The sequence below is a fragment of the Roseiarcus sp. genome, assembly GCF_049514155.1.
GTDB lineage: Bacteria > Pseudomonadota > Alphaproteobacteria > Rhizobiales > Beijerinckiaceae > Roseiarcus.
Genome location: NZ_JBEKVH010000049.1, coordinates 1 through 23,660 on the forward strand (window position 1 = coordinate 1; position 23,660 = coordinate 23,660).

A 23,660-nucleotide genomic window follows, 5' to 3' on the forward strand; every position below is an offset into this window, starting at 1 on the left:
CGCCGTCAAGGCTGACGGACGGCTTCGCGGCTTCCATGTCGCCGCACGGGGCGTAAGAATGTTCTATCCTCTTCGCCCGTGAGCGATTCGCAGCCCCAGCGCCGACCCGGCTTCTACGAATTCTTCTGCGGCGGCGGCATGGCGCGGGCGGGGCTCGGCGACGCCTGGCGCTGCCTGTTCGCCAACGACTGCGATCCGCGCAAGGCGCGCGCCTACGCCGACAATTGGGGCGCGGCGGAGTTTCGCCTCGCCGACGTCGCCACGCTGCGCCCCGTCGAACTGCCCGGCCGCGCCGATCTGGCCTGGGCGTCGTTTCCCTGCCAGGACCTTTCGCTCGCCGGCGCCGGCGCCGGGCTGTCTGGCGCGCGCTCGTCCGCCTTCTGGGGCTTCCACGCGCTGCTGCGCGCCCTTGGCGCTGAAGGCCGCGCGCCGCGGCTGGTCGCGCTCGAGAACGTGCTCGGCCTGCTCACGTCCAAGGGCGGCGCCGATTTTGCCGCCTTGTGCCGCGCGCTGGCCGATCTCGGCTGCCGGTTCGGGGCGCTGACGATCGACGCTGCGCATTTCGTCCCGCAGTCGCGTCCGCGGCTGTTCCTCGTCGCGCTCTCAGAAGAGGTCGCGCCGCCTGAGGAGCTGACCGCGCCCGGTCCGGTCGCGCCCTACGCCGCTCCCGCCCTGCGCCGCGCCGTCGACGCGCTGCCGGCGGCGCTGGCGGCGCGCTGGCTGTGGTGGCGCCTGCCGCCGCCGCCGCGCGTCAATCGCACGCTCCTCGACTGCCTAGACCCCGCCCCGGACGACGCGCAATGGTTGAACGCCTCCAAAACTCAGGCATTGCTCGCGGCCCTGTCGAAGGCCTCGCGCGTCGAACTGGAGACGGCGCGCGCCGCCGGCGAGCGCCGCGTCGCGGCGCTGTTCCGCCGCACCCGCGCCGACGGCGTGCGCGCGGAAGCGCGCTTCGACGGACTTGCCGGCTGCCTGCGCACGCCCGCCGGCGGCTCGAGCCGTCAATTCCTGCTCGATATCGAAGGGGGAACGGCCCGCGCCCGGCTGATCGGCGCGCGCGAGGCGGCGCGGCTGATGGGTCTGCCGGATTCCTACCGCCTGCCGGTCCGGCGCAACGAGGCCTATCATCTGCTCGGCGACGGCGTCGTCGCGCCCGTGGTGCGATTCCTGAGCGAAAACCTGCTGCTGCCGCTGGTCCAAGCCGAGCGATCGAGCGCGCGGCCGCCTGAACCGCGCTCGCGGGCGATCCCCTCTGGCCGACGGCGCGGCGCCGACGCGGCGGTCGCCTAGCGCGCGCCGGCCGAGACGCCGCACGTTGACCGAGAGCGTCTGCGGCGCGCTACAAGGTTGAAGTCGAGCGCCGCCCATGCTGCAAATTCGCAAGCCCTCCCCCGAGCGTTCCGCCGTCATGCGGGCGGTGAAGTCGCGCGACACCGGGCCGGAGATCGCCGTCAGGGCGATGCTCAGGGGGTTCGCACCGGGCTACCGGCTCTGTCGCGCCGACCTGCCGGGCAAGCCGGACATCGTCTACGGCCGCCGCAAGTTGGCGATCTTCGTCCACGGCTGCTTCTGGCATGGGCACAACTGCCCACGCGGCGCGCGCATGCCGAAGGCGAACGCCGACTACTGGCGCGCCAAGATCGCGCGCAACCGCGACCGCGACGCGGCGGCGACGGCGGCGCTGACGGCGATGGGCTGGCGGGCGCTGACCATCTACGAATGCGAGCTGAAAGATCCGTCCGCCCTGCGCGCGCGTCTCGGCGCCGAATTTGCTTGAGATTTTGGCGACCGAGCGGATCGGTGGGCGGGTCCAGCTGTCCGCCGTTCGGACGCCGGCCCGAGAGCCGCCCCTCGGGCTGGCCCCAGGCCTGCCAGGCCTCGGGCGCCGCACGGCGCAAATCACTTGCGCCGCGCTTTGATGCGCTGCACAAATATAGGGGCGCCCACCGCTAAAGGGGCGCCTGCCGCGCCGGGTCCCCGGCCGCTCGCTCAGGAGACCGCCGATGTCGTTCGCCCTCAAGGAGCGCAACGAAATGCGCGAGGCCGCCGAGTCGGAGAAGGACGAGCCGCTGCGCGCCGACATCCGCCTGCTCGGCCGCATGCTCGGCGACACGGTCCGCGACCAGGACGGTTCCGACGTCTTCGAAATCGTCGAGCGCATTCGCCAGGCTTCGATCCGCTTCCACCGCGACAACGAAATCGGCGCGCGGCGCGAGCTGGAGGTGACCCTCGACAGTCTCGACAGCGCCCAGACCCTGTCGATCGTGCGCGCCTTCAGCTATTTCTCGCACCTCGCCAACATCGCCGAAGACCAGCATCACATCCGCCGCAACCGCGCCCATGTGCGGATGAAGTCGGAGCCGCGACCGGGCGCGCTGCCCCACGCCTTCAAGCGCGCCGCCGAAGCGGGGATCGACGCCGCCCAGCTGCGCGCGTTCTTCGATCAGGCCTTGATCAGCCCGGTGCTGACCGCCCATCCGACCGAGGTCCGCCGCAAGAGTACGCTCACGCGCGAGCTGGAGATCGCGCGGCTGATCGACGCGCGCCACTTGTTGGAGGGCGACGACGTCGCACTGGCGCACAACGAAGAGCAGTTGCGCCGCGTGATCCTCATCCTCTGGCGCACCAACATGCTGCGGCTGACGCGGCTGAGGGTGATCGACGAGGTCGCCAACGGCCTCTCCTATTACGACTACACGTTCTTCAACGAGTTGCCGCGCATCTATTTCGCGATCGAGGACGAGCTGGCGCGACAGGCGCCCGCCGACGTCGGCAAGCGCATCGCCTCGTTCCTGCGCGTCGGCTCGTGGATCGGCGGCGACCGCGACGGCAACCCGTACGTCACCGCCGACGTGTTGAGCGAGACCATGCGCCTGCAGAGCGCGGCGGCGCTCAGCCATTATCTCGAGGAGCTGCACGAGCTCGGCGGCGAGCTGTCGATGAGCGACGGGCTGGTGCCGATCAGCCCGCCGCTGGCGGCGCTCGCCGAGCGCTCGACCGACACGTCGTCGACCCGCCGCGACGAGCCCTATCGGCGCGCGATCGCCGGCATCTACTCGCGTCTGGCCAAGACGGCGCGCGAGCTCGACCATGTCGTCTCGGCCAGGCGGCCGCTGGTCGACGCCGAGCCTTACTTGAGCGCAGCCGGGCTCGCGTCCGATCTCGCCGTAATCGACGAGTCGCTCAGGAGCACCGGCTCGGCGATCATCGCGCGCGGCCGCCTCCGGGCGTTGATTCGCGCCGTCGACGTGTTCGGCTTCCATCTCGCGCCGCTCGACCTGCGGCAGAATTCCGACGTCCACGAGCGCACCGTCGCCGAACTGTTAGCCACCGCCAACCCCGGCTTCGACTATCTCGCGCTCGACGAGGACGCGCGCATCGCCTTGTTGACGCGCGAGCTCGGCACGCCGAGGCCGCTCGTCTCGCCGTTCGTCTCCTACAGCGAGGAGACCGCCGGCGAACTGGCGGTGTTTGGCGCCGCGGCGGCGTTGCGCCGGACCTACGGCCCAAACGCGATCCGCACCAGCATCATCTCCAAGACGCAGTCGGTCTCCGATCTTCTCGAGCTCGCGCTGCTGTTGAAGGAGGTCGGGCTCGTTTCGTCCGAGGGCCGTTCGGCGCTCAATCTCGTGCCGCTGTTCGAGACGATCGAAGACTTGCGCGCCTGCGTCGGCGTCATGGACCGGCTGCTGTCGCTGCACAGCTACCGCCGTATGGTCGACAGTCTCGGCGGCGAGCAGGAAGTGATGCTCGGCTATTCCGATTCCAACAAGGACGGCGGCTTCGTCACCTCGGGCTGGGAGCTTTACAAGGCCGAGATCGGCCTGGTCGAAGTGTTCCGTCGCCACGGCGTGCGCATCCGCCTGTTCCATGGCCGCGGCGGCTCGGTCGGCCGCGGCGGCGGTCCGAGCTTCGACGCCATCCTCGCTCAGCCGGGCGGCGCGGTGCAGGGTCAGATCCGCATCACCGAACAGGGCGAAATCATCTCCAGCAAGTATTCCAACGGCGAGGTCGGACGGCGCAATCTCGAAACGCTGGTCTCGGCGACGCTCGAGGCGAGCCTGCTGCAGGAGAAAGTCGCCGCTCCCGACCCCGACTTCCTCCACGCGATGGAGGAGCTGTCGCAGTCGGCCTACAAGGCGTACCGCAGCCTGGTCTACGAGACCGATGGCTTCGAGAAGTATTTCTGGTCGTCGACGGTCATCACCGAGATCGCGACGCTCAACATCGGCTCGCGGCCGGCCTCACGCAAGAAGACGACGGCGATCTCCGACCTGCGCGCGATTCCGTGGGTGTTCTCGTGGGCGCAGTGCCGGCTGATGCTGCCGGGCTGGTTCGGCTTCGGTTCGGCGGTCAAGGACTTCATCGCCGCCCATCCCAAGGACGGACTCGACCGGCTCAGGGCGATGTATCGCCGCTGGCCGTTCTTCCGCACCCAACTTTCCAACATGGACATGGTGCTGGCCAAATCGAGCCTCGCCATCGCCTCGCGCTACGCTTCGCTGGTGCCGGACATCGCGCTGCGCGAAGCGATCTTTTCGCGCATCTCGCGCGAGTGGCGCGACTCGATCGACGCGCTCAACGCCATCATGGAGCAGCGCGAGCTGCTGGAGAGCAATCCGCTGCTGCTGCGCTCGATCCGCAACCGCTTCCCCTATCTCGATCCGCTCAACCACATTCAGGTCGAGCTGCTCAAGCTGCACCGTGGCCATTCGGTCGCCGACCGCGTGCTCACCGGCATCCAACTGACGATCAACGGCATCTCGGCGGGCTTACGCAACAGCGGGTAAGGCATGAGGCTGCTGCGGCTCCTCAATCGACTGTTTCACGGCCCCGCCTGGTTGACGTTCCTGGCGATGGGCGTCGCCGTCGGCGGCTTCGCGCTATGCTCGCTCAACCTGTTCGAGCTTTTTCACGCCAATTTTCGACTGCTCGCGACCTATGGCGTGATGGCCGCGTTGGACGGCGGCCTGCTGCAATTGGCGGAGCTGATCGCCTGGGGCTATCTCGCTCTGGCGTTCTATGTCGTGTTCAAGGGATGCCTCGACGGGCTGCTGCACAGGATTCATCGCAGCCGCGAGTGAAATCGAGCATCGTCAAACAGCGGACGTGCCCCTCCCATTCCGGCTCACGAACTGTCGGCGCCCACGTAAACTTTGCACCAGCCCTGCCGGCTGACCGGGCCGACCACCACCCGGCACTGGTCAGGCGGAAGGAAGGGCGCGCAGATTTCGCATCGCTCGACGCCGTGCGGGTGGTCCTGATAGGCGACGTCGGCCTGCGACCGCTTGCCCTTCGCGACGGCGACCCGGCCCGCGCCGGCGACGGACGCGGCGGCGATGAGCAGCGTGCGGCGGGAGAGCGGCCGAACGCCGCTCGGCGTCATCGATTTGGCCATGTCCGCGTCCTCGCTCCCCAAGGCGGTTCGCACGCCTCACCGCTCGCTGAGCGCCATGTCGTCGCGGTGGATCATTTCGGCGCGGCCGGGCGCGCCGAGCACCTTGGCGATGTCGCGCGAGTTGCGGCCGCAGATCCGCTCGGCGCGCTTGGCGTCATAGGCGATCAGGCCGCGGCCGATCTCGGCCCCGTTTTCGTCGCGAATGGCGACGCAGTCGCCGCGCGCGAAGCCGCCTTCGACCCGCTTCACCCCGGCCGGCAGCAGGCTCTTGCCGCTCTTGAGCGCCTTGGCCGCGCCGGCGTCGATCGTCACCGAACCCTTCAGCTCCAACGTGCCGCCGATCCACGCCTTGCGCGCCGTCACCGGATTGGACGGGGTCAGGAACCAGGTGCAGGGTCCGCCGTCGCCGACGCGGGCGATCGGGTGGGCGACGCGGCCGTCGGCGATCACCATGTGCGCGCCGCCGGCGCCGGCGATGCGCGCGGCCTCGATCTTGGTGCGCATGCCGCCGCGCGACGCCTCGGAAGCGGCGCCGCCGGCCATCGCCTCGATCTGCGGCGTCAACCGCTCGACCACCGCAATCAGCCGCGCCGACGGGCTCTGCTGCGGCGGCGCGTCGTAGAGGCCGGCGACGTCGGAGAGTAGGATCAACAGATCGGCGCTGGCCATGGTGGCGACGCGGGCGGCGAGCCGATCGTTGTCGCCGTAGCGGATCTCGCTCGTCGCCACCGTGTCGTTCTCGTTGATGACCGGCACGGCGCGCATCGCCGACAGGCGTCCGAGCGTCTCGCGGGCGTTGAGATAGCGGCGGCGCTCCTCGGTGTCTTGCAGCGTCAGCAGCACTTGGCCGGCGACGATGCCGTGGCGTTGCAGGCTCAGCGACCAGGCGCGCGCCAAGGCGATCTGGCCGATCGCCGCCGCCGCCTGGCTGTCCTCGAGTTTCAGCGCCCCGCGCTTGAGGGCGGCGACGCGGCGGCCGAGCGCGATCGCCCCCGAGGAGACGACCAGCACGTCCGCGCCGCGCTTGTGCAGCGCCGCGAGATCGTCGACCAAGGCCTCGAGCCAATCCTGCTTGAGCGCGCCTTTGGCGGCGTCGACCAGCAGCGACGAGCCGACCTTGACCACGACGCGCGAGAACTGATCGAGATTGGGCAGCGTCGTCACGGGCGGCGTCTGGCTTCTGGCAAGCGGAAAGCCGTGGCCTAGAGCAGGCGTTCCGTCAAAGCAAGCGGCGGTTGACCCGGCCGCCGACTGGTCTTTAGAAAGGCTCCGCTTTTCCAGCTTGGCCGCGCCTCGGCGCGGCGCCGATCCTTCCGTCCTCCCGCCCGGAGCTTAGGCGATGCGCAATTTCGACGATCTCTCAGAGCGCGAAATGCTCGCGTTGGCGATCGCCAACGAGGAAGAGGACGGGCGCATCTACGCCGACATCGCCGAGGGCCTGCGCGAGAACTATCCCTCCAGCGCCAAGGTCTTCATCGACATGGCGGCGGAAGAAAACGAGCACCGCCGCCGCCTCATCGATCTCTTTGTCTCGAAGTTCGGCGAGCACATCCCGCTCATTCGCCGCCAGGACATCCGCGGCTACATCGCACGCAAGCCGATCTGGCAGATCCGCCCGCTCGGGGTCGACGCGGTGCGCAATCGCGCCGCCGAAATGGAGCAGGACGCGGAGCGCTTCTACCGCCTCGCGGTCGCGCGCACGAGTGACGCGGCGACCCGCAAGCTGCTCGGCGATCTCGCCGAGGCCGAGGTCAAGCACGAGCATCTCGCCGCCGACCTCGAGCAGCGCTATCTCACCGCCGATGCGCGCCACGACGAGGACGAGCACGCGCGCCGCCGCTTCATCCTGCAGATCATCCAACCAGGCCTGGTCGGCCTGATGGACGGCTCGGTGTCGACGCTGGCGCCGGTCTTCGCCGCCGCCTTCGCCACCCGCAACCCTTGGGAGGCGTTTCTCGTCGGCATTGCGGCGTCGCTCGGCGCCGGCATTTCGATGGGCTTCGCCGAGGCGCTGGCCGACGACGGCAAGCTGTCGGGGCGCGGCACGCCGATTCTTCGCGGCGCGGTCTGCGGCCTGATGACCATGGCCGGCGGCATCGGCCACACCCTCCCCTATCTGATCCCCAATTTCTTCACCGCGACGGTCATCGCCTGCGTCGTCGTCGTCATCGAGCTGGCGGTGATCGCCTGGATCCAGTGGCGCTACATGGACACGCCGCCGCTGTCCGCGGCGGCCAAGGTCATGCTCGGCGGCGGACTGGTGCTCGCCGCCGGCGTCCTGATCGGCAGCAGTTGATCTCTATTTGCGCTGTGCCGCGAGGAACGCCTCGAACGCCGCCAGCGTCGCCGACGAGACGTAGTGCTCGATTCCCTCGGCGTCGGCTTCCGCCGCTTCGCGCGGCGCGCCGACCGCGACGAGGAAATCGACGACCAGCCGATGGCGTCTACGCGAACGCTCGGCCATCGTCCGGCCGGCGGCGGTGAGCGACACGCCGCGATAGGGCTTGGCGACGGCGAGACCCTCGCGTTCGAGCCGACCGATCGCCTTGCTGGCGGTCGGGTGGGCGACCCCGAGCCGCTCGGCGATGTCGGTGGTGCGCGCTTCGCCCTGGCGGGCGATGAGGTCGGCGATCAGTTCGGTGTAGTCTTCGAGCGCCGCAGCGGCGCGGCGGCGGCGCGCGGCGACGAAGCGGCGCGCCTGCGCCGGCGCCGCAGCCAGTTCGGGCGCGGAAGGCTTCGCATCGGCGCCGCTCGCCATGATTGTCCCTCGCCCGTCTTCAGCCACGCCAGTCGTCCCTCATACGCCGGCTTCGACCGACGATTCAACGCCGCAACAGGGCTTCAGCGGCGCGCGACAATTTCGCGCACCCGCGCGACCATCGCCGCCTCGGCGACCGCGAACTGCGCCTTCTGCCGCAATTCGAGATAATCGGCGCGGTCCTTGCTCGCCTTGGCGAGTTCGGCGCCGAGTCGGAGATCGCGGATGACGACCTCGCGGCCGCCCGGCGCGTCGCGCTCGTTCGAGCCCTGGATGATTGCGCACAGGCTGCCGCGCCGGTCGGCGTATTTGAGCTGAGCGTTGAGGCCGCTGGCGCCGAGGTACATTTCCGCGGCGATCCCCGCTGCGCGCAAAGTCGCGACGAGGCGCTGGTAGTCGGCCAGGCGATCGCGATCGAGCACGACGACGACGACCGGCCCCGGCCTCGCGGCGCCGGCGACGATCGGACTGTCGATCGCCCTGAGCGCCGCCAGCAGGCGGGAGATGCCGATCGAGAAGCCAGTCGCCGGAACCGGCTCGGCGCGAAAGCGCGCCACCAGCCCGTCATAGCGGCCGCCGCCGCCGACCGAGCCGAAGCGGATCGGCTTGCCGTCTTCGCCGCGCGTCTCGAAGGTCAGCTCCGCTTCGAACACCGGACCGGTGTAATATTCGAGGCCGCGCACGACCGAGGGGTCGAGAAGAACGCGGTCCTCGCCATAGCCGACGGCGCGCGCCAGCCCGGCGATCTCGCGCAGGTCTTCGACGCCAGCTTCGCCGGTCGGCGAACCGGCGACCGCAGCCGCGAGCGCGACCAGCGTGGCGGCGTTGTCCTTGGCGCGCGCGGCCGTGTAGGCGAGCACGCGCTCGATCGCCGCCGCATCGAGGCCAGCGCCCTTGGTGAAATCGCCGCTTTCGTCCTTGCGGCCGGCGCCGAGCAGCGCCCGCACGCCCTCGGGCCCGAGCCGATCGAGCTTGTCGATCGCGCGCAGCACGGTGAGCCGACGCGCGGCGTTCTCGGCCCCGCCGAGGCCGATCGCCTCCATCACGCCGTCGAGCACCTTACGGTTGTTGACCTTGATCACGTAGTCGCTGCGCCGGATGCCCAACGCCTCGAGACAATCGGCGGCCATCATGCAGATTTCGGCGTCGGCGGCGGGCGTCGCCGAGCCGACCGTATCGGCGTCGAACTGCATGAACTGGCGGTAGCGCCCCGGCCCCGGTTTCTCGTTGCGGAAAACCCAACCGGCGCGGTAGCTGCGGTAGGGCTTGGGCAGCTTCTCGTAGCGCTCGGCGACATAGCGGGCGAGCGGCGCGGTCAGATCGTAGCGCAGGCTCAGCCATTGCTCGTCGTCGTCCTTGAACGAGAATACGCCCTCGTTGGGCCGGTCCTGGTCGGGCAGGAACTTGCCCAGCGCCTCGGTGTACTCGATGAACGGCGTCTCGACCGCTTCGAAACCGTAGAGTTCGTAGACGGCGCGAATCTTGACCATCATCGCCTCGGCGGCGGCGATGTCGGCGGGAGCGCGATCGACGAGGCCGCGCGGCAAGGCGGCGCGGACGCGAGGGCTGGCTTCGTCGGTCATGCTCGATCCCAAAGAGCGCGTTTGCGCTTTAAATCAGCCCCGCGCCGATGTCGATCGTCAGCGCCAGGATGATCGTATTGAAGAAGAACGCGACGACGCCATGTGCGAGGCAGGCGCGGCGCATCGATCTCGACGTGGCGTTTACGTCGGCGGCGGCTGGGGCGCAACCGATGACGAACGCCTGATCGAGGAATTCGCCCCAGCCCGGCGCGTCTTCGTCGCGGAAGCGCAGGCCCCCCGCGCGCCGTTCTTCCCTGGCCTCGGCGCCGCGGCAATCGACATGCGGCCCCTGGTAATCGTCCGCCCGGCGCTTGGCTTGCCTAAGGCCCCCGACGCGGTCAAGCGGCGGCAATTGACAGCGCCGGCCGGTCTTGCCACGGCTCGACCGTCCGGGCGAAGCCGGGCCAGGAGGCTCGTCGATGGCCAAAACTCCCGAGGACGACGAGCGCGAGATGCGCGCCCGGCTCGACAGACTCAAAGGCCGACTGGAGCGCCGCGCCGCCGAGACGCGCGTGCGCGTCGCCGCGTCGGCGAGCCAGTCGGGCGGCGGCTTTGGCGGCCCCGGCGTGACGCTCGGCCTTCAGGCGGGGGGCGAGTTCGTCGCCGCGATCATCCTGGGCGGCGCGATCGGCTGGGGGCTCGACTGGCTGCTCAGCACGAAGCCGTGGCTATTGATTGTCTTTTTCCTGCTGGGGACGGTCGCGGGGGTGAAGAACGTCATTCGCGTGACCTCGCCCAAAGGCCGAGACGAAGTCCGCAATTCGCGCTTGTCTGGCGGCCAAGCGCCAGATAAAGACGAGCCGCGCTCGGCCTCCGAGGCCGCGCCGCAAGCCCCGACGGGGCAGGACGAGGACGAGGACTAGACGTGGCTGGAGAAGCGGGATCGGCGATCAACCCGATCGAACAATTCTCGATTACGCCGATCATCCCGATCCGGATCGCCGGACATGATTTCTCGCTGACCAATTCGTCGCTTTACATGGTGATCGCGGTCGCGATCGTTTGCCTGGTGATGACGGCGGGCGCGCGCGGCGGGCCGGGCGTTCCCGGGCGGCTGCAGTCGGCGGCCGAGCTCGCCTACGAATTCATCGCCGGCATGCTGCGCTCGGCGACGGGCGAGAAGGGCATGCGCTTCTTCCCGATGGTGTTCACCATCTTCATGTTCGTGCTGGTCATCAATCTCATCGGGCTTCCCGCCTACACCTTCGAAGTCACGGCGCAAATCGTCATCACGGCCGCGCTGGCGCTGCTGGTGTTCTTGACCGTCATCGTCGTCGGCTTGAAGGAGCACGGCTTGCATTGGTTCAAGCTGTTCGTGCCATCGGGCGTGCCGATCTACATCCTGCCGCTGGTCGTGGCGATCGAGATCATTTCCTTCCTGACGCGCCCGCTGAGCCATTCCGTCCGTCTCTTCGCCAACATGCTCGCCGGCCACATCATGCTCTCCGTTTTGGGCAGCTTCAGCGTCATGTTGCTCGGCGCGGGGATCGTGTTCAAGGTGCTGGCGGTGGTTCCGATCGTCATGAACGTCGGGGTCTTCGCGCTCGAGCTGCTGGTCGCGTTCTTGCAGGCCTACGTCTTCGCCATGCTGACCTGCATGTACCTCAACGACGCCATTCATCCCGGCGGTCACTGACCGCCGGTTCGCCTTCAACCCGACAAACCGAAAACAGCAGGAGTCGAGACACATGGAACCGCACGAACTCGCCATCGCCGCCAAGTACATCGGCGCGGGTCTCGCCGCGATCGGAACGGGCGCCGCCGGCATCGGCGTTGCTGATCTCGTTCCTGCTGCTGTTCGCCGTCTGACGGCGAACGCCTGACGCCAATTGCGGGGCGGCGCCGGCTTGGGCGCCTCCCGCGCCAGGACACCGAAGACCCGATGGCTCAACCACAGACCCCGGCGCCGCAGCCCACCCAGACCGAAGTCGGCCACGACAGCGGCGCTCACGCCGGATTCCCGCCATTCGACAGCAGCACGTTCCCCGGCCAGCTCCTGTGGTTGGCGGTCTGCCTCGGCGCGCTCTACTATTTCATGGCCAAGAAGGCGCTGCCGGCGGTCGGGGCGACCATCAAGCAGCGCAAGGACCGCATCGCCAAGGACATCGACGACGCCACGGCGATGCAGCAGAAGGCCGACGCCGCCGCCGCCGCGCACGAGAAGGCGCTGGCCGACGCACGCGCCCGCGCCCAGAGCCTCGCCCAGGCGGCGCGCGACCAGCTTGCCGCCGAGGCCGACGCCAAGCGCAAGGTGATCGACGAGGAATTGGCGGCGAAATTCGCCGAAGCGGAACGCCAGATCGAAGCGACCCGCGAACAGGCGATGGCCAATGTCGGCGCTATCGCTCGCGAGGCGACAGCCGCGATCGTCGAGCGATTGATCGGCCGTCCGGCCAAACCCGAGGCGATCGCCGCCGCGGTCGACTCGCAGAAGGCCGGTTGAGCGGAGACGCATGATGTTCGGCGCCGAATTTTTCGTCCTCATCGGCTTCATCGTCTTTCTCTGCCTGATCGGCTACGTCGGCGGCTACCGGATGCTGCTCGCCGCGCTCGACAAGCGGGGCCAGGCGATCGCCGAGGAGCTCGACCAGGCCGCCAAGCTGCGCGCCGAAGCGACGACGCTGCTCGAGGGCTTCGAGAGGAAGAAGCTCGAGGCCGAGGCCAACGCGGCGGCGATCGTCGCCGAAGCGCGCGCCCACGCCGAGGTCCTCGCCAGGGAGGCGGGGGAGCGGATGGCGGATTTCGTCGCCCGCCGCGGCAAGCAGGCTGAGGCGAAGATCGCGCTCGCCGAATCGCAGGCCGCCGCCGACGTGCGCGCCGCCGCCGCCGACTTCGCCGCCAAGGCGGCCGAAATCGTGCTGCGGCAGGAGACGCAGGGCCAGGCTGGGGCCGAGCTCGCGGCGCGCGAAATCGCCGCGCTCAAAGACCGGCTGAACTGACCAACCGCGTCGCCCGGGACCCTTGACCCCCGGCGGCGCCCGCCGCATGGTGGCTGCGCCGTTCCGCTTTTTCGCGAGTCTGCCATGAAGCGCATCTTCGTTTGTCTGGCGGCGCTGTTGGTCTTCGCCGCGAGCGCCCATGCCGCGGGAATCATCGTCCCCGCCGAAGAACGCTATTCCCCGTACACCGGCGTGTTGCCCGCCTGCGACGACCCCGGCGTCTTGTCGACGATCAGCGACCGGTTCGCGCAGAAGGAAACCGAATTCTGGAATTCGTCGATTCGCCTCGCGGGCTTCGACCGCGTCCGCGAAATCGGCTACCGCGCCAACGGCGTCGCCTACATTCCGCGCCGCTATTGCGTCGCTCGCAGCGTCGACGGCGACGGCAAGTTCCGCCCGGTGATCTACAATATAGGCGAGGACCTCGGGATGATCGGCTGGGGTTATGGCGTCGAATGGTGCGTCATCGGCCTCGACCGCAACCACGCCTATGAGCCCGCCTGCAGCGTCCTGCGGCCGTTCGCCGCGCGCTATCTCGGCCAGGCGGCGCTCCGCGCGCGCTACTAGCCAAGAATCGGAAGATCCAAATGCGTCTCGCCCTCGCCGCGGCCGCGCTCGTCGCCGCGCTCGCCGGCGCGCGGGCGGCCGAGAACTTCGACTATTACGTCTTTGCGCTCTCCTGGTCGCCCGGCTTCTGCGACGCCGGCGGCGCCGACAAGCAGCCGGGCCAATGCGCGCCCGGCGCCGGGGAGGGCTTCGTCGTCCACGGCCTTTGGCCGAACAGCGCCTTTGGAGCGAACCCCGAGGATTGCGGCGGCGGCGGATATCTCTCCGGCGCGGCGCTCAAGCTGACCGACGGCGTCTATCCCGACGAAGGCCTGGCGCGCTACGAGTACCGCAAGCACGGAACCTGCTCGGGGCTCGACCCGCAGGCCTATTTCGCCGCGGTGAAAACGCTGCGCGACGCGATATTCGTCCCCGACATGTTGAAGGCGCCGCACGAGGCGCAGAAGACTTCGCCCGACGCGCTGGCGCAGGCCTTCATCGCCGCCAACGCCAATCTCAAGGCCGACGACATGGCGATCACCTGCCGCGACGGCGAACTCGTCGAGGTGCGCATCTGCGTCGCCAAGAGCCTGACCGCCTTCGCTGAATGCCCGAAGGTGGCGGGCCATACGTGCCATGCCGCGTCGATCACGATCGCGCCGCTGCGGTGAGCGGGCGGTGGGCGCGCGCCTGAGATGAACTACCGCCACGGCTTTCACGCCGGCAATTTCGCCGACGTCTTCAAGCACGCAATCCTCGCCCGCATCCTCGTCTATCTGACGCGGAAGGACGCGCCGCTGCGCTACATCGACACCCACGCCGGCGCCGGCCGCTACGATCTGACGAGCGAGGCGGCCAAGCGTTCGCCGGAATGGCGCGACGGCGTCGGCCGAATCGTCAAGGCGCGGCCGCCGGCTGAGGTCGCGGCGTTGCTGCGCCCCTATCTCGACGCGATCGGCCCGTGCGACGACGACGGGCGGCCGGACTCCTATCCCGGCTCGCCGGCGCTGGCGCAAACCCTGCTCAGGCCGCAGGACCGCCTCGCCCTCAGCGAAGCGCATCCGGAGGAGCGCGCCGCGCTGATCGCGGCGCTCGGGCGCGATCGGCGCCTCTCGATCGTCGCCACCGACGGCTATGTCGCTCTCAACGCCTATGTGCCGCCGAAGGAGCGGCGCGGGCTGGTGCTGATCGATCCGCCGTTCGAAGAGCCGGACGAGAGCGCGCGGGTCGAGGCGGCGCTCGCCGCCGCGCTGGCGAAATGGCCGCGCGGAACCTACGCGCTGTGGCGGCCGATCAAGGCGCCGATCGAGGACGCGCGGTTCCTCAATGCGATCGCGGCGCTCGGCGCGCCCAATATCCTGCGGCTCGAACTCGACGTCGGCGTCGTCGCGCCCGGCGCCCATTCGCCAAACCCGCTGAGAGCCGCCGGACTTCTCATCGTCAATCCGCCGTTCGAACTGATCGCGGAAGCGCGCGTCCTCATGCCGTGGCTGGCGCAGGCGCTGAAGCGCGCTGCGGGCGGCGGGTTCGTCCGCCAATGGCTGACGCCGCCCGCTTGAGACCCTTCGGCGAGAGGCGATATCCGCCGCCCGCTCGACGCGGGCTTGCGATTGACGGGGTCCGAGAAGTCATTTCAGTTCGACGCGCCGACCCGTAACGCCGCCTGAGAGTTCCATGTACGAAGCGGATACCACGCCAGCCGAGCAGATCGAGCGACTCGAGGTTGAGATCGACGAGTTGCGAGAGGCGATCCGGCGCAGCCGCAGGCTGGTCGTCGTAGGGCGCGCATGCGCCTTTGCCGGCCTGGCGTTGCTTGCCGGCTTGATCCTTGGTCTGGCGATCGTCACGCCGATTCGAATGATCGTCGGGGTCACCCTTGCGCTTGGCGGGCTGGTCCTGATGGGCAGCAGCGTCGGCAGCACCCGGCAGTTGCAGCTTTCCCTGAAGCGGACGGAGGACGAAAGGATTGCGGCGATCGACGCTCTGAAGCTCGTCGAACTCGGCGACGGCGGCCGCTGACATCGCGTCCGACCGAGCGTCCAGCGTTGCGCGCCGCCGCTCCCGAGCGAACGGCCGCCTTCGACCCCAATCCGCCCTGGCCGCCGAGCCAGGATTTTGCTTGGCCTCAACCGCACGATTGGTTTAGGTGTGAACAAACGAGGGGGGCGAGCCATGTCGTTGCCGAGCGTCTTGCGGGAGAAACTACGTCTGCCGGTGATCGGCGCGCCGCTGTTCATCATCTCGCATCCGGCGCTGGTCATCGCCCAATGCAAGGCGGGAATCGTCGGATCGTTCCCGGCTCTCAACGCGCGGCCGATCAGCCAGCTCGACGAATGGCTGCACGAGATCACCGAGGCGCTCGCCGCGCACGATCGCGACCACCCCGATAGCCCGGCGGCGCCGTTCGCAGTCAACCAGATCGTTCACAAGTCGAACGCGCGCCTCGAAGAGGACATCGCGCTGACAGTGAAATGGAAGGCGCCGATCGTCATCACGTCGCTCGGCGCGCGCGAGGACGTCAACACGGCGGTGCATACCTATGGCGGCGTGACGCTGCACGACATCATCAACGACAAGTTCGCCCACAAGGCGGTCGACAAGGGCGCCGACGGCCTGATCGCGGTCGCCGCCGGCGCCGGCGGCCACGCCGGCTCTTATTCGCCCTTCGCTCTGGTGCAGGAAATCCGCGAGTGGTTCGACGGGCCGCTGGCGCTCTCCGGCGCCATCGCGACCGGCGGGGCGATTCTCGCCGCCCAGGCGATGGGGGCCGACCTTGCCTATATCGGCTCGGCTTTCATCGCGACTGAGGAAGCGCGGGCGATCGAGGATTACAAGCAGGCGATCGTCGCCGGCCGCGCCGAGGACATCGTCGGCTCGAGCCTGTTCACCGGGATATTCGGCAATTACCTCAAGCCTTCGATCGTCCGCGCCGGGCTCGACCCCGACAAGCTGCCGGCGGGCGACGTCAAGACGATGGATTTCGCCGCCGCTACTGCTGGTTCGGGCGCCAAGGTATGGCGCGACATCTGGGGCTCCGGCCAGGGCATCGGCGCGGTCAAGGCGGTGACGCCGGTCGCCGAACTGGTCGCGCGCCTGGCGAGGGAATATGCGGCCGCCAAGGCGCGCCTCTGCGCCGGCTGAGGCGCGAGTCAAGCGTCTCCTGCGCGACGAATTCGCCCCTGGGTGAATCGGGGACAATTCGAGCGAAGCGATGCGGCGCTCTCGCAAACGCGCGCGAGGCGTGACAAAACCCTTCCGCGCGTGAGGCTCGCCGCGCTATCCTCCCCTTTCCGTCACGTCGCGTGCGCGTCCGCAGCATTTCCGATCACAAACCCGATTCGCAACGCGCCATGGCGACTGTCGAAAATTTCCCCGGCCGGCTCCCCGCCGCCAATTCGAGCGAGCGCGCCTATCGCAGCCCGCCGCTCAACACCGAAGCCGAGCAAGCGCTGCTCGGCGCAATCCTGGTCAACAACGACGCCTTCGACCGCGTCTCCGATTTCCTCAAGCCCGAACACTTCGTCGAGGAGATCCACCGCCGCATCTACGAGATCGCCGGCTCGCTGATCCGCGCCGGCAAGGTCGCGACGCCGATCACGCTCAAGACCTTCCTCGGCGAGCACGATCTCGGCGGCGTCACCGTGCAGCAATATCTCGCCCGCCTCGCCGCCGAGGCGACGACGATCATCAACGCCTTCGACTATGGCCGCACCATCCACGACCTCGCCGTCCGCCGCGAGCTGATCCAGATCGGCGAGGACGTGGTCAACGTCGCCTATGACGCGCCGGTCGATTCGAGCCCGCGCGACCAGATCGAGGAGGCGGAGCGGCGCCTCTACGCCGTCGCCGAGGGCGGTCGCTACGACGGCGGTTTCCAGCGCTTTTCCGACGCGCTGAAAGTCGCCGTCGACATGGCGGCCAAGGCTTACGAGCGCGACGGCAGTCTGTCGGGCGTCGCCACCGGCCTCACCGATCTCGACCGCTACATGGGCGGCCTGCAGCCCTCCGACCTCGTCATCCTCGCCGGCCGCCCCGGCATGGGCAAGACGGCGCTGGCGACCAACATCGCCTTCAACATCGCCAAGACCTATCGCGGCGAGACAAAGCCGGACGGGACGACGACGGCGATCGACGGCGGCAGGGTCGGCTTCTTCTCGCTCGAAATGTCGGCCGAACAGCTCGCCACCCGTATCATCGCCGAGCAGTCGGGCGTGCCCTCCTACAAGATCCGCCGCGGCGACATCACCGAGAACGACTTCCAGCAGGTCGCCGAGGCGGTGCGCGAGATGCAGGCGATCCCGTTCTACATCGACCAGACCGGCGGCATTTCGATCGCCCAGCTCACCGCCCGCGCGCGGCGGCTCAAGCGCCAGCGCGGCCTCGACCTGATCGTCGTCGACTATCTGCAACTGCTCGCCGGCTCGCGCACCGCGCGCAACGACAACCGCGTGCAGGAGCTGACCGAGATCACCACCGGCCTCAAGGCGCTGGCGAAAGAGCTGAACGTGCCGATCCTGGCGCTGTCCCAGCTTTCGCGCCAGGTCGAGCAGCGCGACGACAAGCGCCCGCAGCTCTCGGACCTGCGCGAATCCGGCTCGATCGAGCAGGACGCCGACGTCGTGCTGTTCGTCTTTCGCGAGGAGTACTACCTCAAGAACAAGGAGCCGCGGCCGGGCACCGAAGAGCACGTCGCCTGGATGAACGAGATGGAGCGCGCCCACGGCCGCGCCGAGCTCATCATCGGCAAGCAGCGCCATGGGCCCACCGGCATGGTCGAGCTGCAGTTCGAGGCCGAGCTGACCCGCTTCGGCAATCTCGCCCGCGACGACGCGCTGCCAGAGATTCGCTGAGCCGTCAGCGCTTGGCGAGCCGCGTCAGGCTGGCGAAGGCGGCGACGATGGCGAAGCCGGCGCCGACCATCAGCGCGATCGGTTCGGCGCGCGTCGGCGCGACGCGGAAGAACAGCGCCACCAGCGTCGCGCCGGCGGCGAGGCCGGTCACCCGCGCAGTCGCGAGCATGCCGCCCGCCGCTCCGGCGCGCCGGCGCGGCGCCGAGGAGAGCAGCGTGCGGTTGTTCGGCGCCTGGAAGAAGCCGAAGCCTGCTCCGGACAAAGCCATCGGCCAGGCGATGTCGACGAAGCGCGCGTCGAGCGGCAGGCGCGCCAGCAGAACCATCCCGATCGCCAGCCCGGCGAGCCCGACGAAGCCGAGGATCGCCGCCGGAATGCGATCCGACAGCCGACCGGCGATCGGCGCGGCGACGCCGACCGCGACCGGCCACGGCGTCATCAAGAGCCCAGTCTCGACCTGGCTGCGGCCCAGCGTCAGCTCAAAATAGAACGGCATCGCCACCAAGGCGAGCGACTGAGCGGTGAACGAACAGATCGAGGTCGCGACTGACAAGGCGAAGATCGGAATGCGCATCAGGTCGACCGGAATCAGCGGCGCGTCGAGCTTCGACTCGCGCCTGACCAGGGCGGCGAGCGCGAGGAACGCCGCGATCACTTCGGCCAGCGCCAGCGTCATCGTTCCTTCGCCGTGGGTCACGGCGTCGGCGCCGACGAAGAACAGGCCGAAGGCGAGCGCATTGAGCGTCGCGCTGATCAGGTCGAACGGCCGGCCGCCGCGGTCGGAATGCGGCAGCGCGCGATAGCCGATGACGAAGTTGACGATTCCGAACGGCGCGTTGATCGCGAACAGCCATTGCCACGGCCCGACGGCGAGGATCGCCGCGGCGACGCTCGGCCCGACCGCCGAAGCGACGGAGACGACGAAGGCGTTGAGGCCGACGCCGCGCCCGAGCAGGGCCCCGGGATAGGTGAAGCGCACCAGCGCGCCGTTGACCGCGAACACGCCGGCGGCGCCGAGACCCTGCCCGACCCGCGCGACGATCAGCGTCGGCATGTTCTGCGACAGCGCGCAGGCGACCGAGCCGAGGGTGAAGATCGCCAGACCCCAGAGGTAGACGCGACGATAGCCGACCCGTTCGCCGAGCGAGGCCAGCGGCAGCAACCCCATCACCACCGCGAGCTGGTAGGCGTTGACGACCCAAATCGACTCGGCCGGGCTGGCGTGGAACTCGGCGGCGATCGCCGGCAGCGCAATGTTGGCGACCGCCGCGTCGAGCACCGACATGGCGATGCCGATGGCGATCGCCAGCATCGACCAATAGCGCAACGGGGTGGGAAGGCCGTCGGGATGAACGATGCGGATCAGTTTCGGCTCTCCAGCGCCTTTGGCGCCGCGCGGCGGCTCACGAATGAGCGCCCCCTATAGCGCGCCCGGGCGCGCCGCACGGCAAGTTCAAGCTTTGTTGAACGGGGGACGCCGAGTTGTGGCCGTGCCCGCCGAGCGCGGCCTTCCGCTTTACATCGCCAGATCCTCGATCGGCCGCACGCTCTGGTGACCGTCCGCCTCATAGCCGACAGCGACGAAGTCGCGCCAAGCCTCGGGGCCGACCCTCGCCTTTCGCAGCTCACCCGTCGCCGCGTCGCGCTCGGTCTCGACGAACGAGCCCTGGTAGTCGGGATCGAGCGCGAACTGGCGCATGCGGACAATCCCGCGCTTGGCGACCAGGGCGGCGACGGAGGCGGCGTCGATCGTTGCGAACAAACGACCCCAGGCGATCAGCAGACCGGGCTCGACGCCGGCGACAAATGGCAAGACGGGAATTCCGCGATAGAGGCGACCAGTTTCCCGCCCCGTCGCGGGATCCCAAACTCGGATCGTTCCATCGAACGAGGCAGAGGCGAGCAATGCGCGGTCTGCGAAGTTCAGCGCCGCGATGGCCATTACCCGTCCCTCATGACCTTTCAGGCTGCGTAGGAGCATCCCCTTCGCAGGATCCCAAATGCGAATCGTTCCATCGGCGGACCCCGACGCGAGCGCCGCGCGGCCCGCCAAACTCAGGGCCGCAACGCTCGTCACCCGACCAAAACGTCCGTCGAGGCGACGCACGCTCTTCCCAGTTGCGGCGTCCCAAACGTCGATCGTTCCATCTTCCGAGCCCGAGGCGAGGACGGCGCGGCCCGCCAAGCTCAGCGCCACGAGGCTAGTCTTGCGCACCGAATTGCCTTCGAGGCGATGCAAGCTCAAGCTCTCACCGGTCGCCACATCCCAAAGGCAGATAGTTCCATTGTTCGAAACCGAGGCGAGCGCCGCGCGACCCTCCAAGCTCAGCGCCACGACGCTCGTCACCCGACCAAAACGTCCGTCGAGGCGCCGCAAGAATTCCCCGGTCGCCGCATCCCAAACGCAGATAGTTCCATTGTTCGAGACCGAGGCGAGCGCCGCGCGACCCTCCAAACTCAGCGCCGCGACGCTCGTCTCGCTCGCCGAACTGTTCTTGTGGCGGAGCGGACTCTCACCTGTTGCGATGCGCCAAACGCGGACTATTTCATTGTCCGAGCCTGATGCAAGCATGGCGCGGTCGCCGAGGTTTAGCGACGTCGAAGAGCTTTGCGGTGCGGCCCATCGGTCGCGGGCAGCTTCGCGGCGTGCGAGCGGAAGGCGGGCTCGCCAGCCAGCGAGCGCGCCGGCACCGTCGACCGACTCCGTGTTAAGATCGATGGCACCCAGCGGAGCGTCGGCGCGGCAGCGGCGCAGCTCGGCAGCCGAGAGGTCGAGGCCATCCGTCGCGGCGCCGGAGAAATCGCAGTCGACCCAGACGCTCGACGTCGCGTCGGCATGGCAAAAGTCGTGGCCGCGCAGCGCGAGGCCTTCGAACATCGCCTCGTGCAATCGCGCGCCGCGCCAGATCGCCGCGGGCGGCACGCCAGTCCGCGCACCCGACGCGGCAAAGCGCGCGCCGGTGAAGTCGAAACCGGAGAAGTCGGCGACCGCCGGCCAGTCGAGCTCACCGTCGGCGCGAAAGATCGCCTCGGCCGCAAAGAGCCGCAAGTCGGTCGGCTTGCCTGATTCGAGCAGTCGGGGAACTCTCTCGCCGAACCGCGCTGCCTCTCGCGGGGCCTCGCCGTTGCGTTGCCGCGCGAGCAGAAAATCGAGCGTCTCGCACGTGACTGGCACCGGGCCGAGTCTCTCCAACCGCCCCTCGCGCACATGGCGATGCAAGGCCTCGGCGAGGAAGAATTCGCGCACCGACGTGTGACCGAAGCGAAATTCCCTCTCGCCGGGCCGCACCAGCAGCGTCGCGTTACGCAAGTCCTGCAGGAACAACTCGAACCGGCTCAGCGCCCGCTCGCCGCCAGCGCCCCATTGCAGCTTGCGCAACGCTGGTTCGTCGTCGATCTCGCGCGTCAGCCAGTCGTCAAGATCGACGTTGGCAATCGCGTTAGACCCTTCGACATGCAGATGCAGCGCAAGTTCGGCTAGCAAGAGCTTCTTCTCGCGCAGCGGGATGACGTGCTTCAGGCCGTCGCGCGCGAGTGCCTGGTCGACGAACGTCTCGTAGAGCTTGCCGACGTCGATGGTCTCGCCCCGTAGCTTCCTTTCCTCCAGCTCGCGGAACGCCTCGGAGAAGAATTTCAACAGGATTGGCCGGCTCGAAAGCTCTTCGAGATTATAGGTCGAGTCGATCATCGCCAGCGCCCGCGCGCCGTCGGCCTCGCCGAGGTTCTGCTTGAGATAGCTTGCAATTTGTTGCCGATTGAACGGCAGCATGTACCAGATCTTGAGGTCGGCGGAGGCGTCGAGGCCCGAGCGGTCCTTGTCGACCAGGAAGGCGCGCTGGGTCGCAAGATCGGAAAAGAAATGGGTGCGGCAGGACACGAGCAGCAGCGGGCCGCTGCTCGTCGCATAGGTCGTCGGCAAGCGCGGTCGACCAGGCTTTCGCTTCTCAGGCGCGGAACCGACGCTTGACGATGCGACGCGCCTTGCCGCGCGGTCGGCCTCCCAATCCTCGTCAGGAACGATTCGTAGAATCGTACGGTAAAGCGCTTCCGCCTCGGCAGTGCTCAGCTTGTTGGTAACTTCGTCGAGGCCGTCGAAGATCACCAGCGCGCCGCGCTCCCGCGCATAGCGAATGACCTCTTTCGGATCGATCGGTTCCTCGCCGACTCGGCGCAGCATATCCGCCATCAGCGTCTCGACTTCAGCGGCGCCGGCTGCCTTGGCGTCGCGGATTTCGCGCAGGTCGAGGTAGATCGGCAGTGGCGCGCTCGCGGGACCGACCTTGCGCAGCTCCAGCAGCCGCTGCGTCAGCATCTGGCAGGCGGCCGTCTTGCCCATGCCGAAGTCGCCGAGCAGCGCCGTCAACCGCGGACCGTTGCGCCGCTCAGCCCATTCGGTCAGATGCTTCAGAATGTCCGCGCCCTCGCCGTCGGCGGCGGCGGCGACCTCCCGCTCGGCGGCCTCGGCGCTGGTCTTGCCGCCGCGCGCGCGCGGCGGCACAAGCTTGTCGCGATCCAACAGCGGAGCGCGGCGCAAAATGGCCTGCTCGATTCGGTCGGGCGCGCCGTCGCCGGCTGGCTCACCCGCTCCGCCGCCAAGCTCCGCCGCTTCGCCAAGATAGCGCCGCGCCGCGAGCCAGATTTCGCGCGCGACTGCGCACGCAAAGCGATCTTTGGCGGATTCGCCGCGCCGCATGCCTTCGATCAGCGTACGGCCGTCATCGTCCATCCACAGTCGAAGCCCATCGGAGAATCGGCGATCAACCTGGTCGCGCTTGCAGTTGACGGCGACCATGATCGCCGCCTTGCTCGGTCGATTGTCGCCATTGGCATCGACAAAGCGGTCGAACTCCATCATGCAGCCAGCGCTATCGGGGTATTTGCGCGACACCATCACCAGCGCGAGGAAGGCGCGGTCGCAAGCAGCTTCGATCTGCGCATGCGCTCCGTGCGACTTCTCGAGCCGCTCGGTGTCGCGCCACAGTTCGATCCTCGGCAACGCGGCGAACTCCGGCGGCTTGTGGTTCACAATCGCGACCAAGCGCTCGTAGAGATCGAGCTGCGGCTGGTGCTGAGCCGGGACTGGCTGCCAAGCATAAGAGAAGAGAACCAGCAGGCTTTCCGGCATCGCCCGCGGCGCCTGTTTGCCGACCCCCTCCCGCAAAGTCTCGTTGTAGGAGCGCTCGGCGAGTCGAGCCTCCAGCTCCGGCGTCCCGTCGTCGATCCGCATTTCGCCGCGTTCGGAGAGGACCCGCAACGACGGAGACGCTTTGGCGAGCTCGTCGTTGAGGCGCTTAAGGCGGGCGGCGAAGGCCGCTTCGTTGATCGGCTTGCCGTCGCGCTTCTCCAGCGCGCGCCGAGCGTCTGCGCGCGCGACGCGGTCTCCCGCGGCGAGTTCGCGCAGGACCTCGAGCAGTGCTCGCGACGCCGGCGTACGCGTGGCGGCGGTCGACAGGGCGTGTTCGATTCGCTGGCGCATGGCGAACCTCCATTGAACGGAAGCGTCCAGCACAATTCCGCGCGCGTCAAGCGATTTTTATGTCATATGACGTCCTATGACAAAATCGCCCCTAGCCATGACGGCCGGCG

The 23,660-nt window shown here is 68.5% G+C and carries 23 protein-coding genes; 16 read left to right on the plus strand and 7 right to left on the minus strand.

The window, feature by feature from the left end; translation table 11 throughout:
* The first annotated feature begins 78 nt into the window (after positions 1-78).
* The 4 genes from ABSF49_RS09295 to ABSF49_RS09310 all read left to right on the plus strand — a co-directional run bounded on the left by ABSF49_RS09295 (position 79) and on the right by ABSF49_RS09310 (position 5,084).
* Positions 79-1,290: a DNA cytosine methyltransferase gene (locus ABSF49_RS09295; protein WP_424112367.1), complete on the plus strand. Its 1,212-nt coding sequence runs from the start codon at positions 79-81 to the stop codon at positions 1,288-1,290.
* A 76-nt stretch (positions 1,291-1,366) separates the two neighbouring features.
* Positions 1,367-1,777 (plus strand): very short patch repair endonuclease, encoded by a 411-nt coding sequence (locus tag ABSF49_RS09300; RefSeq protein ID WP_424112368.1) that lies wholly within the window; start codon positions 1,367-1,369, stop codon positions 1,775-1,777.
* Positions 1,778-2,003: 226 nt separating this feature from the next.
* Positions 2,004-4,790, plus strand: coding sequence for a phosphoenolpyruvate carboxylase (gene ppc, locus ABSF49_RS09305; RefSeq protein ID WP_424112369.1), 2,787 nt, complete (start codon positions 2,004-2,006; stop codon positions 4,788-4,790).
* Between the two features lie 3 nt (positions 4,791-4,793).
* On the plus strand, positions 4,794-5,084 hold the full coding sequence (locus ABSF49_RS09310; RefSeq protein ID WP_424112370.1) for a hypothetical protein: 291 nt from the start codon (positions 4,794-4,796) through the stop codon (positions 5,082-5,084).
* 44 nt (positions 5,085-5,128) lie between these two features.
* Here ABSF49_RS09310 and ABSF49_RS09315 read toward each other — a convergent pair whose 3' ends face one another.
* Together ABSF49_RS09315 and proB are read right to left on the minus strand one after the other, a co-directional pair.
* Positions 5,129-5,398, minus strand: coding sequence for a hypothetical protein (locus ABSF49_RS09315; protein ID WP_424112371.1), 270 nt, complete (start codon positions 5,396-5,398; stop codon positions 5,129-5,131).
* A gap of 36 nt (positions 5,399-5,434) precedes the next feature.
* On the minus strand, positions 5,435-6,553 hold the full coding sequence (proB, locus tag ABSF49_RS09320) for a glutamate 5-kinase (protein WP_424112399.1): 1,119 nt from the start codon (positions 6,551-6,553) through the stop codon (positions 5,435-5,437).
* A gap of 184 nt (positions 6,554-6,737) precedes the next feature.
* Between proB and mbfA the strand changes: the two genes are divergently transcribed.
* Positions 6,738-7,694 carry an iron exporter MbfA gene (mbfA, locus tag ABSF49_RS09325; RefSeq protein ID WP_424112372.1) on the plus strand — a complete coding sequence of 319 codons (957 nt, stop codon included), beginning with the start codon at positions 6,738-6,740 and terminating at the stop codon, positions 7,692-7,694.
* Between the two features lie 3 nt (positions 7,695-7,697).
* Here mbfA and mntR read toward each other — a convergent pair whose 3' ends face one another.
* The 3 genes from mntR to ABSF49_RS09340 all read right to left on the minus strand — a co-directional run bounded on the left by mntR (position 7,698) and on the right by ABSF49_RS09340 (position 10,091).
* Complete coding sequence (mntR, locus tag ABSF49_RS09330; RefSeq protein ID WP_424112373.1) at positions 7,698-8,156, minus strand: manganese-binding transcriptional regulator MntR; 459 nt, start codon at positions 8,154-8,156, stop codon at positions 7,698-7,700.
* 83 nt (positions 8,157-8,239) lie between these two features.
* Positions 8,240-9,739 carry a histidine--tRNA ligase gene (gene hisS / locus ABSF49_RS09335; RefSeq protein WP_424112374.1) on the minus strand — a complete coding sequence of 500 codons (1,500 nt, stop codon included), beginning with the start codon at positions 9,737-9,739 and terminating at the stop codon, positions 8,240-8,242.
* 28 nt (positions 9,740-9,767) lie between these two features.
* Entirely contained in the window at positions 9,768-10,091 is a 324-nt protein-coding gene (locus ABSF49_RS09340; protein WP_424112375.1) for a DUF1345 domain-containing protein, read from the minus strand.
* A gap of 67 nt (positions 10,092-10,158) precedes the next feature.
* Here ABSF49_RS09340 and ABSF49_RS09345 point away from each other — a divergent pair, with 67 nt between their 5' ends.
* The 11 genes from ABSF49_RS09345 to ABSF49_RS09395 all read left to right on the plus strand — a co-directional run bounded on the left by ABSF49_RS09345 (position 10,159) and on the right by ABSF49_RS09395 (position 18,074).
* The gene (locus ABSF49_RS09345; RefSeq protein ID WP_424112376.1) at positions 10,159-10,602 is read left to right on the plus strand and encodes an AtpZ/AtpI family protein; all 444 of its coding nucleotides are present in this window, start codon (positions 10,159-10,161) and stop codon (positions 10,600-10,602) included.
* A gap of 26 nt (positions 10,603-10,628) precedes the next feature.
* Positions 10,629-11,375 (plus strand): F0F1 ATP synthase subunit A, encoded by a 747-nt coding sequence (locus tag ABSF49_RS09350; protein ID WP_490363319.1) that lies wholly within the window; start codon positions 10,629-10,631, stop codon positions 11,373-11,375.
* Between the two features lie 52 nt (positions 11,376-11,427).
* Positions 11,428-11,562, plus strand: a complete 135-nt coding sequence (locus ABSF49_RS09355) for a hypothetical protein (protein WP_424112378.1) — start codon at positions 11,428-11,430, stop codon at positions 11,560-11,562.
* A 59-nt stretch (positions 11,563-11,621) separates the two neighbouring features.
* Positions 11,622-12,182 (plus strand): F0F1 ATP synthase subunit B, encoded by a 561-nt coding sequence (locus tag ABSF49_RS09360; RefSeq protein WP_424112379.1) that lies wholly within the window; start codon positions 11,622-11,624, stop codon positions 12,180-12,182.
* A gap of 13 nt (positions 12,183-12,195) precedes the next feature.
* Positions 12,196-12,678: a F0F1 ATP synthase subunit B family protein gene (locus ABSF49_RS09365; RefSeq protein ID WP_424112380.1), complete on the plus strand. Its 483-nt coding sequence runs from the start codon at positions 12,196-12,198 to the stop codon at positions 12,676-12,678.
* 84 nt (positions 12,679-12,762) lie between these two features.
* On the plus strand, positions 12,763-13,245 hold the full coding sequence (locus ABSF49_RS09370; RefSeq protein ID WP_424112381.1) for a hypothetical protein: 483 nt from the start codon (positions 12,763-12,765) through the stop codon (positions 13,243-13,245).
* Positions 13,246-13,265: 20 nt separating this feature from the next.
* Positions 13,266-13,895 (plus strand): ribonuclease T2 family protein, encoded by a 630-nt coding sequence (locus ABSF49_RS09375; protein WP_424112382.1) that lies wholly within the window; start codon positions 13,266-13,268, stop codon positions 13,893-13,895.
* Positions 13,896-13,919: 24 nt separating this feature from the next.
* Positions 13,920-14,783, plus strand: a complete 864-nt coding sequence (locus ABSF49_RS09380) for a 23S rRNA (adenine(2030)-N(6))-methyltransferase RlmJ (RefSeq protein WP_424112383.1) — start codon at positions 13,920-13,922, stop codon at positions 14,781-14,783.
* A 115-nt stretch (positions 14,784-14,898) separates the two neighbouring features.
* A complete protein-coding gene (locus ABSF49_RS09385) occupies positions 14,899-15,243 on the plus strand; it encodes a hypothetical protein (protein WP_424112384.1) in 345 nt (114 codons plus the stop codon).
* 153 nt (positions 15,244-15,396) lie between these two features.
* Entirely contained in the window at positions 15,397-16,365 is a 969-nt protein-coding gene (locus tag ABSF49_RS09390) for an NAD(P)H-dependent flavin oxidoreductase (RefSeq protein WP_424112385.1), read from the plus strand.
* Between the two features lie 209 nt (positions 16,366-16,574).
* Entirely contained in the window at positions 16,575-18,074 is a 1,500-nt protein-coding gene (locus ABSF49_RS09395) for a replicative DNA helicase (RefSeq protein WP_424112386.1), read from the plus strand.
* Positions 18,075-18,078: 4 nt separating this feature from the next.
* On the opposite strand, the gene ABSF49_RS09400 is transcribed toward ABSF49_RS09395, so the two are convergent.
* Together ABSF49_RS09400 and ABSF49_RS09405 are read right to left on the minus strand one after the other, a co-directional pair.
* Positions 18,079-19,386, minus strand: coding sequence for an MFS transporter (locus ABSF49_RS09400; protein WP_424112387.1), 1,308 nt, complete (start codon positions 19,384-19,386; stop codon positions 18,079-18,081).
* A 204-nt stretch (positions 19,387-19,590) separates the two neighbouring features.
* On the minus strand, positions 19,591-23,550 hold the full coding sequence (locus ABSF49_RS09405) for an NACHT and WD40 repeat domain-containing protein (protein ID WP_424112388.1): 3,960 nt from the start codon (positions 23,548-23,550) through the stop codon (positions 19,591-19,593).
* Positions 23,551-23,660: the final 110 nt, after the last annotated feature.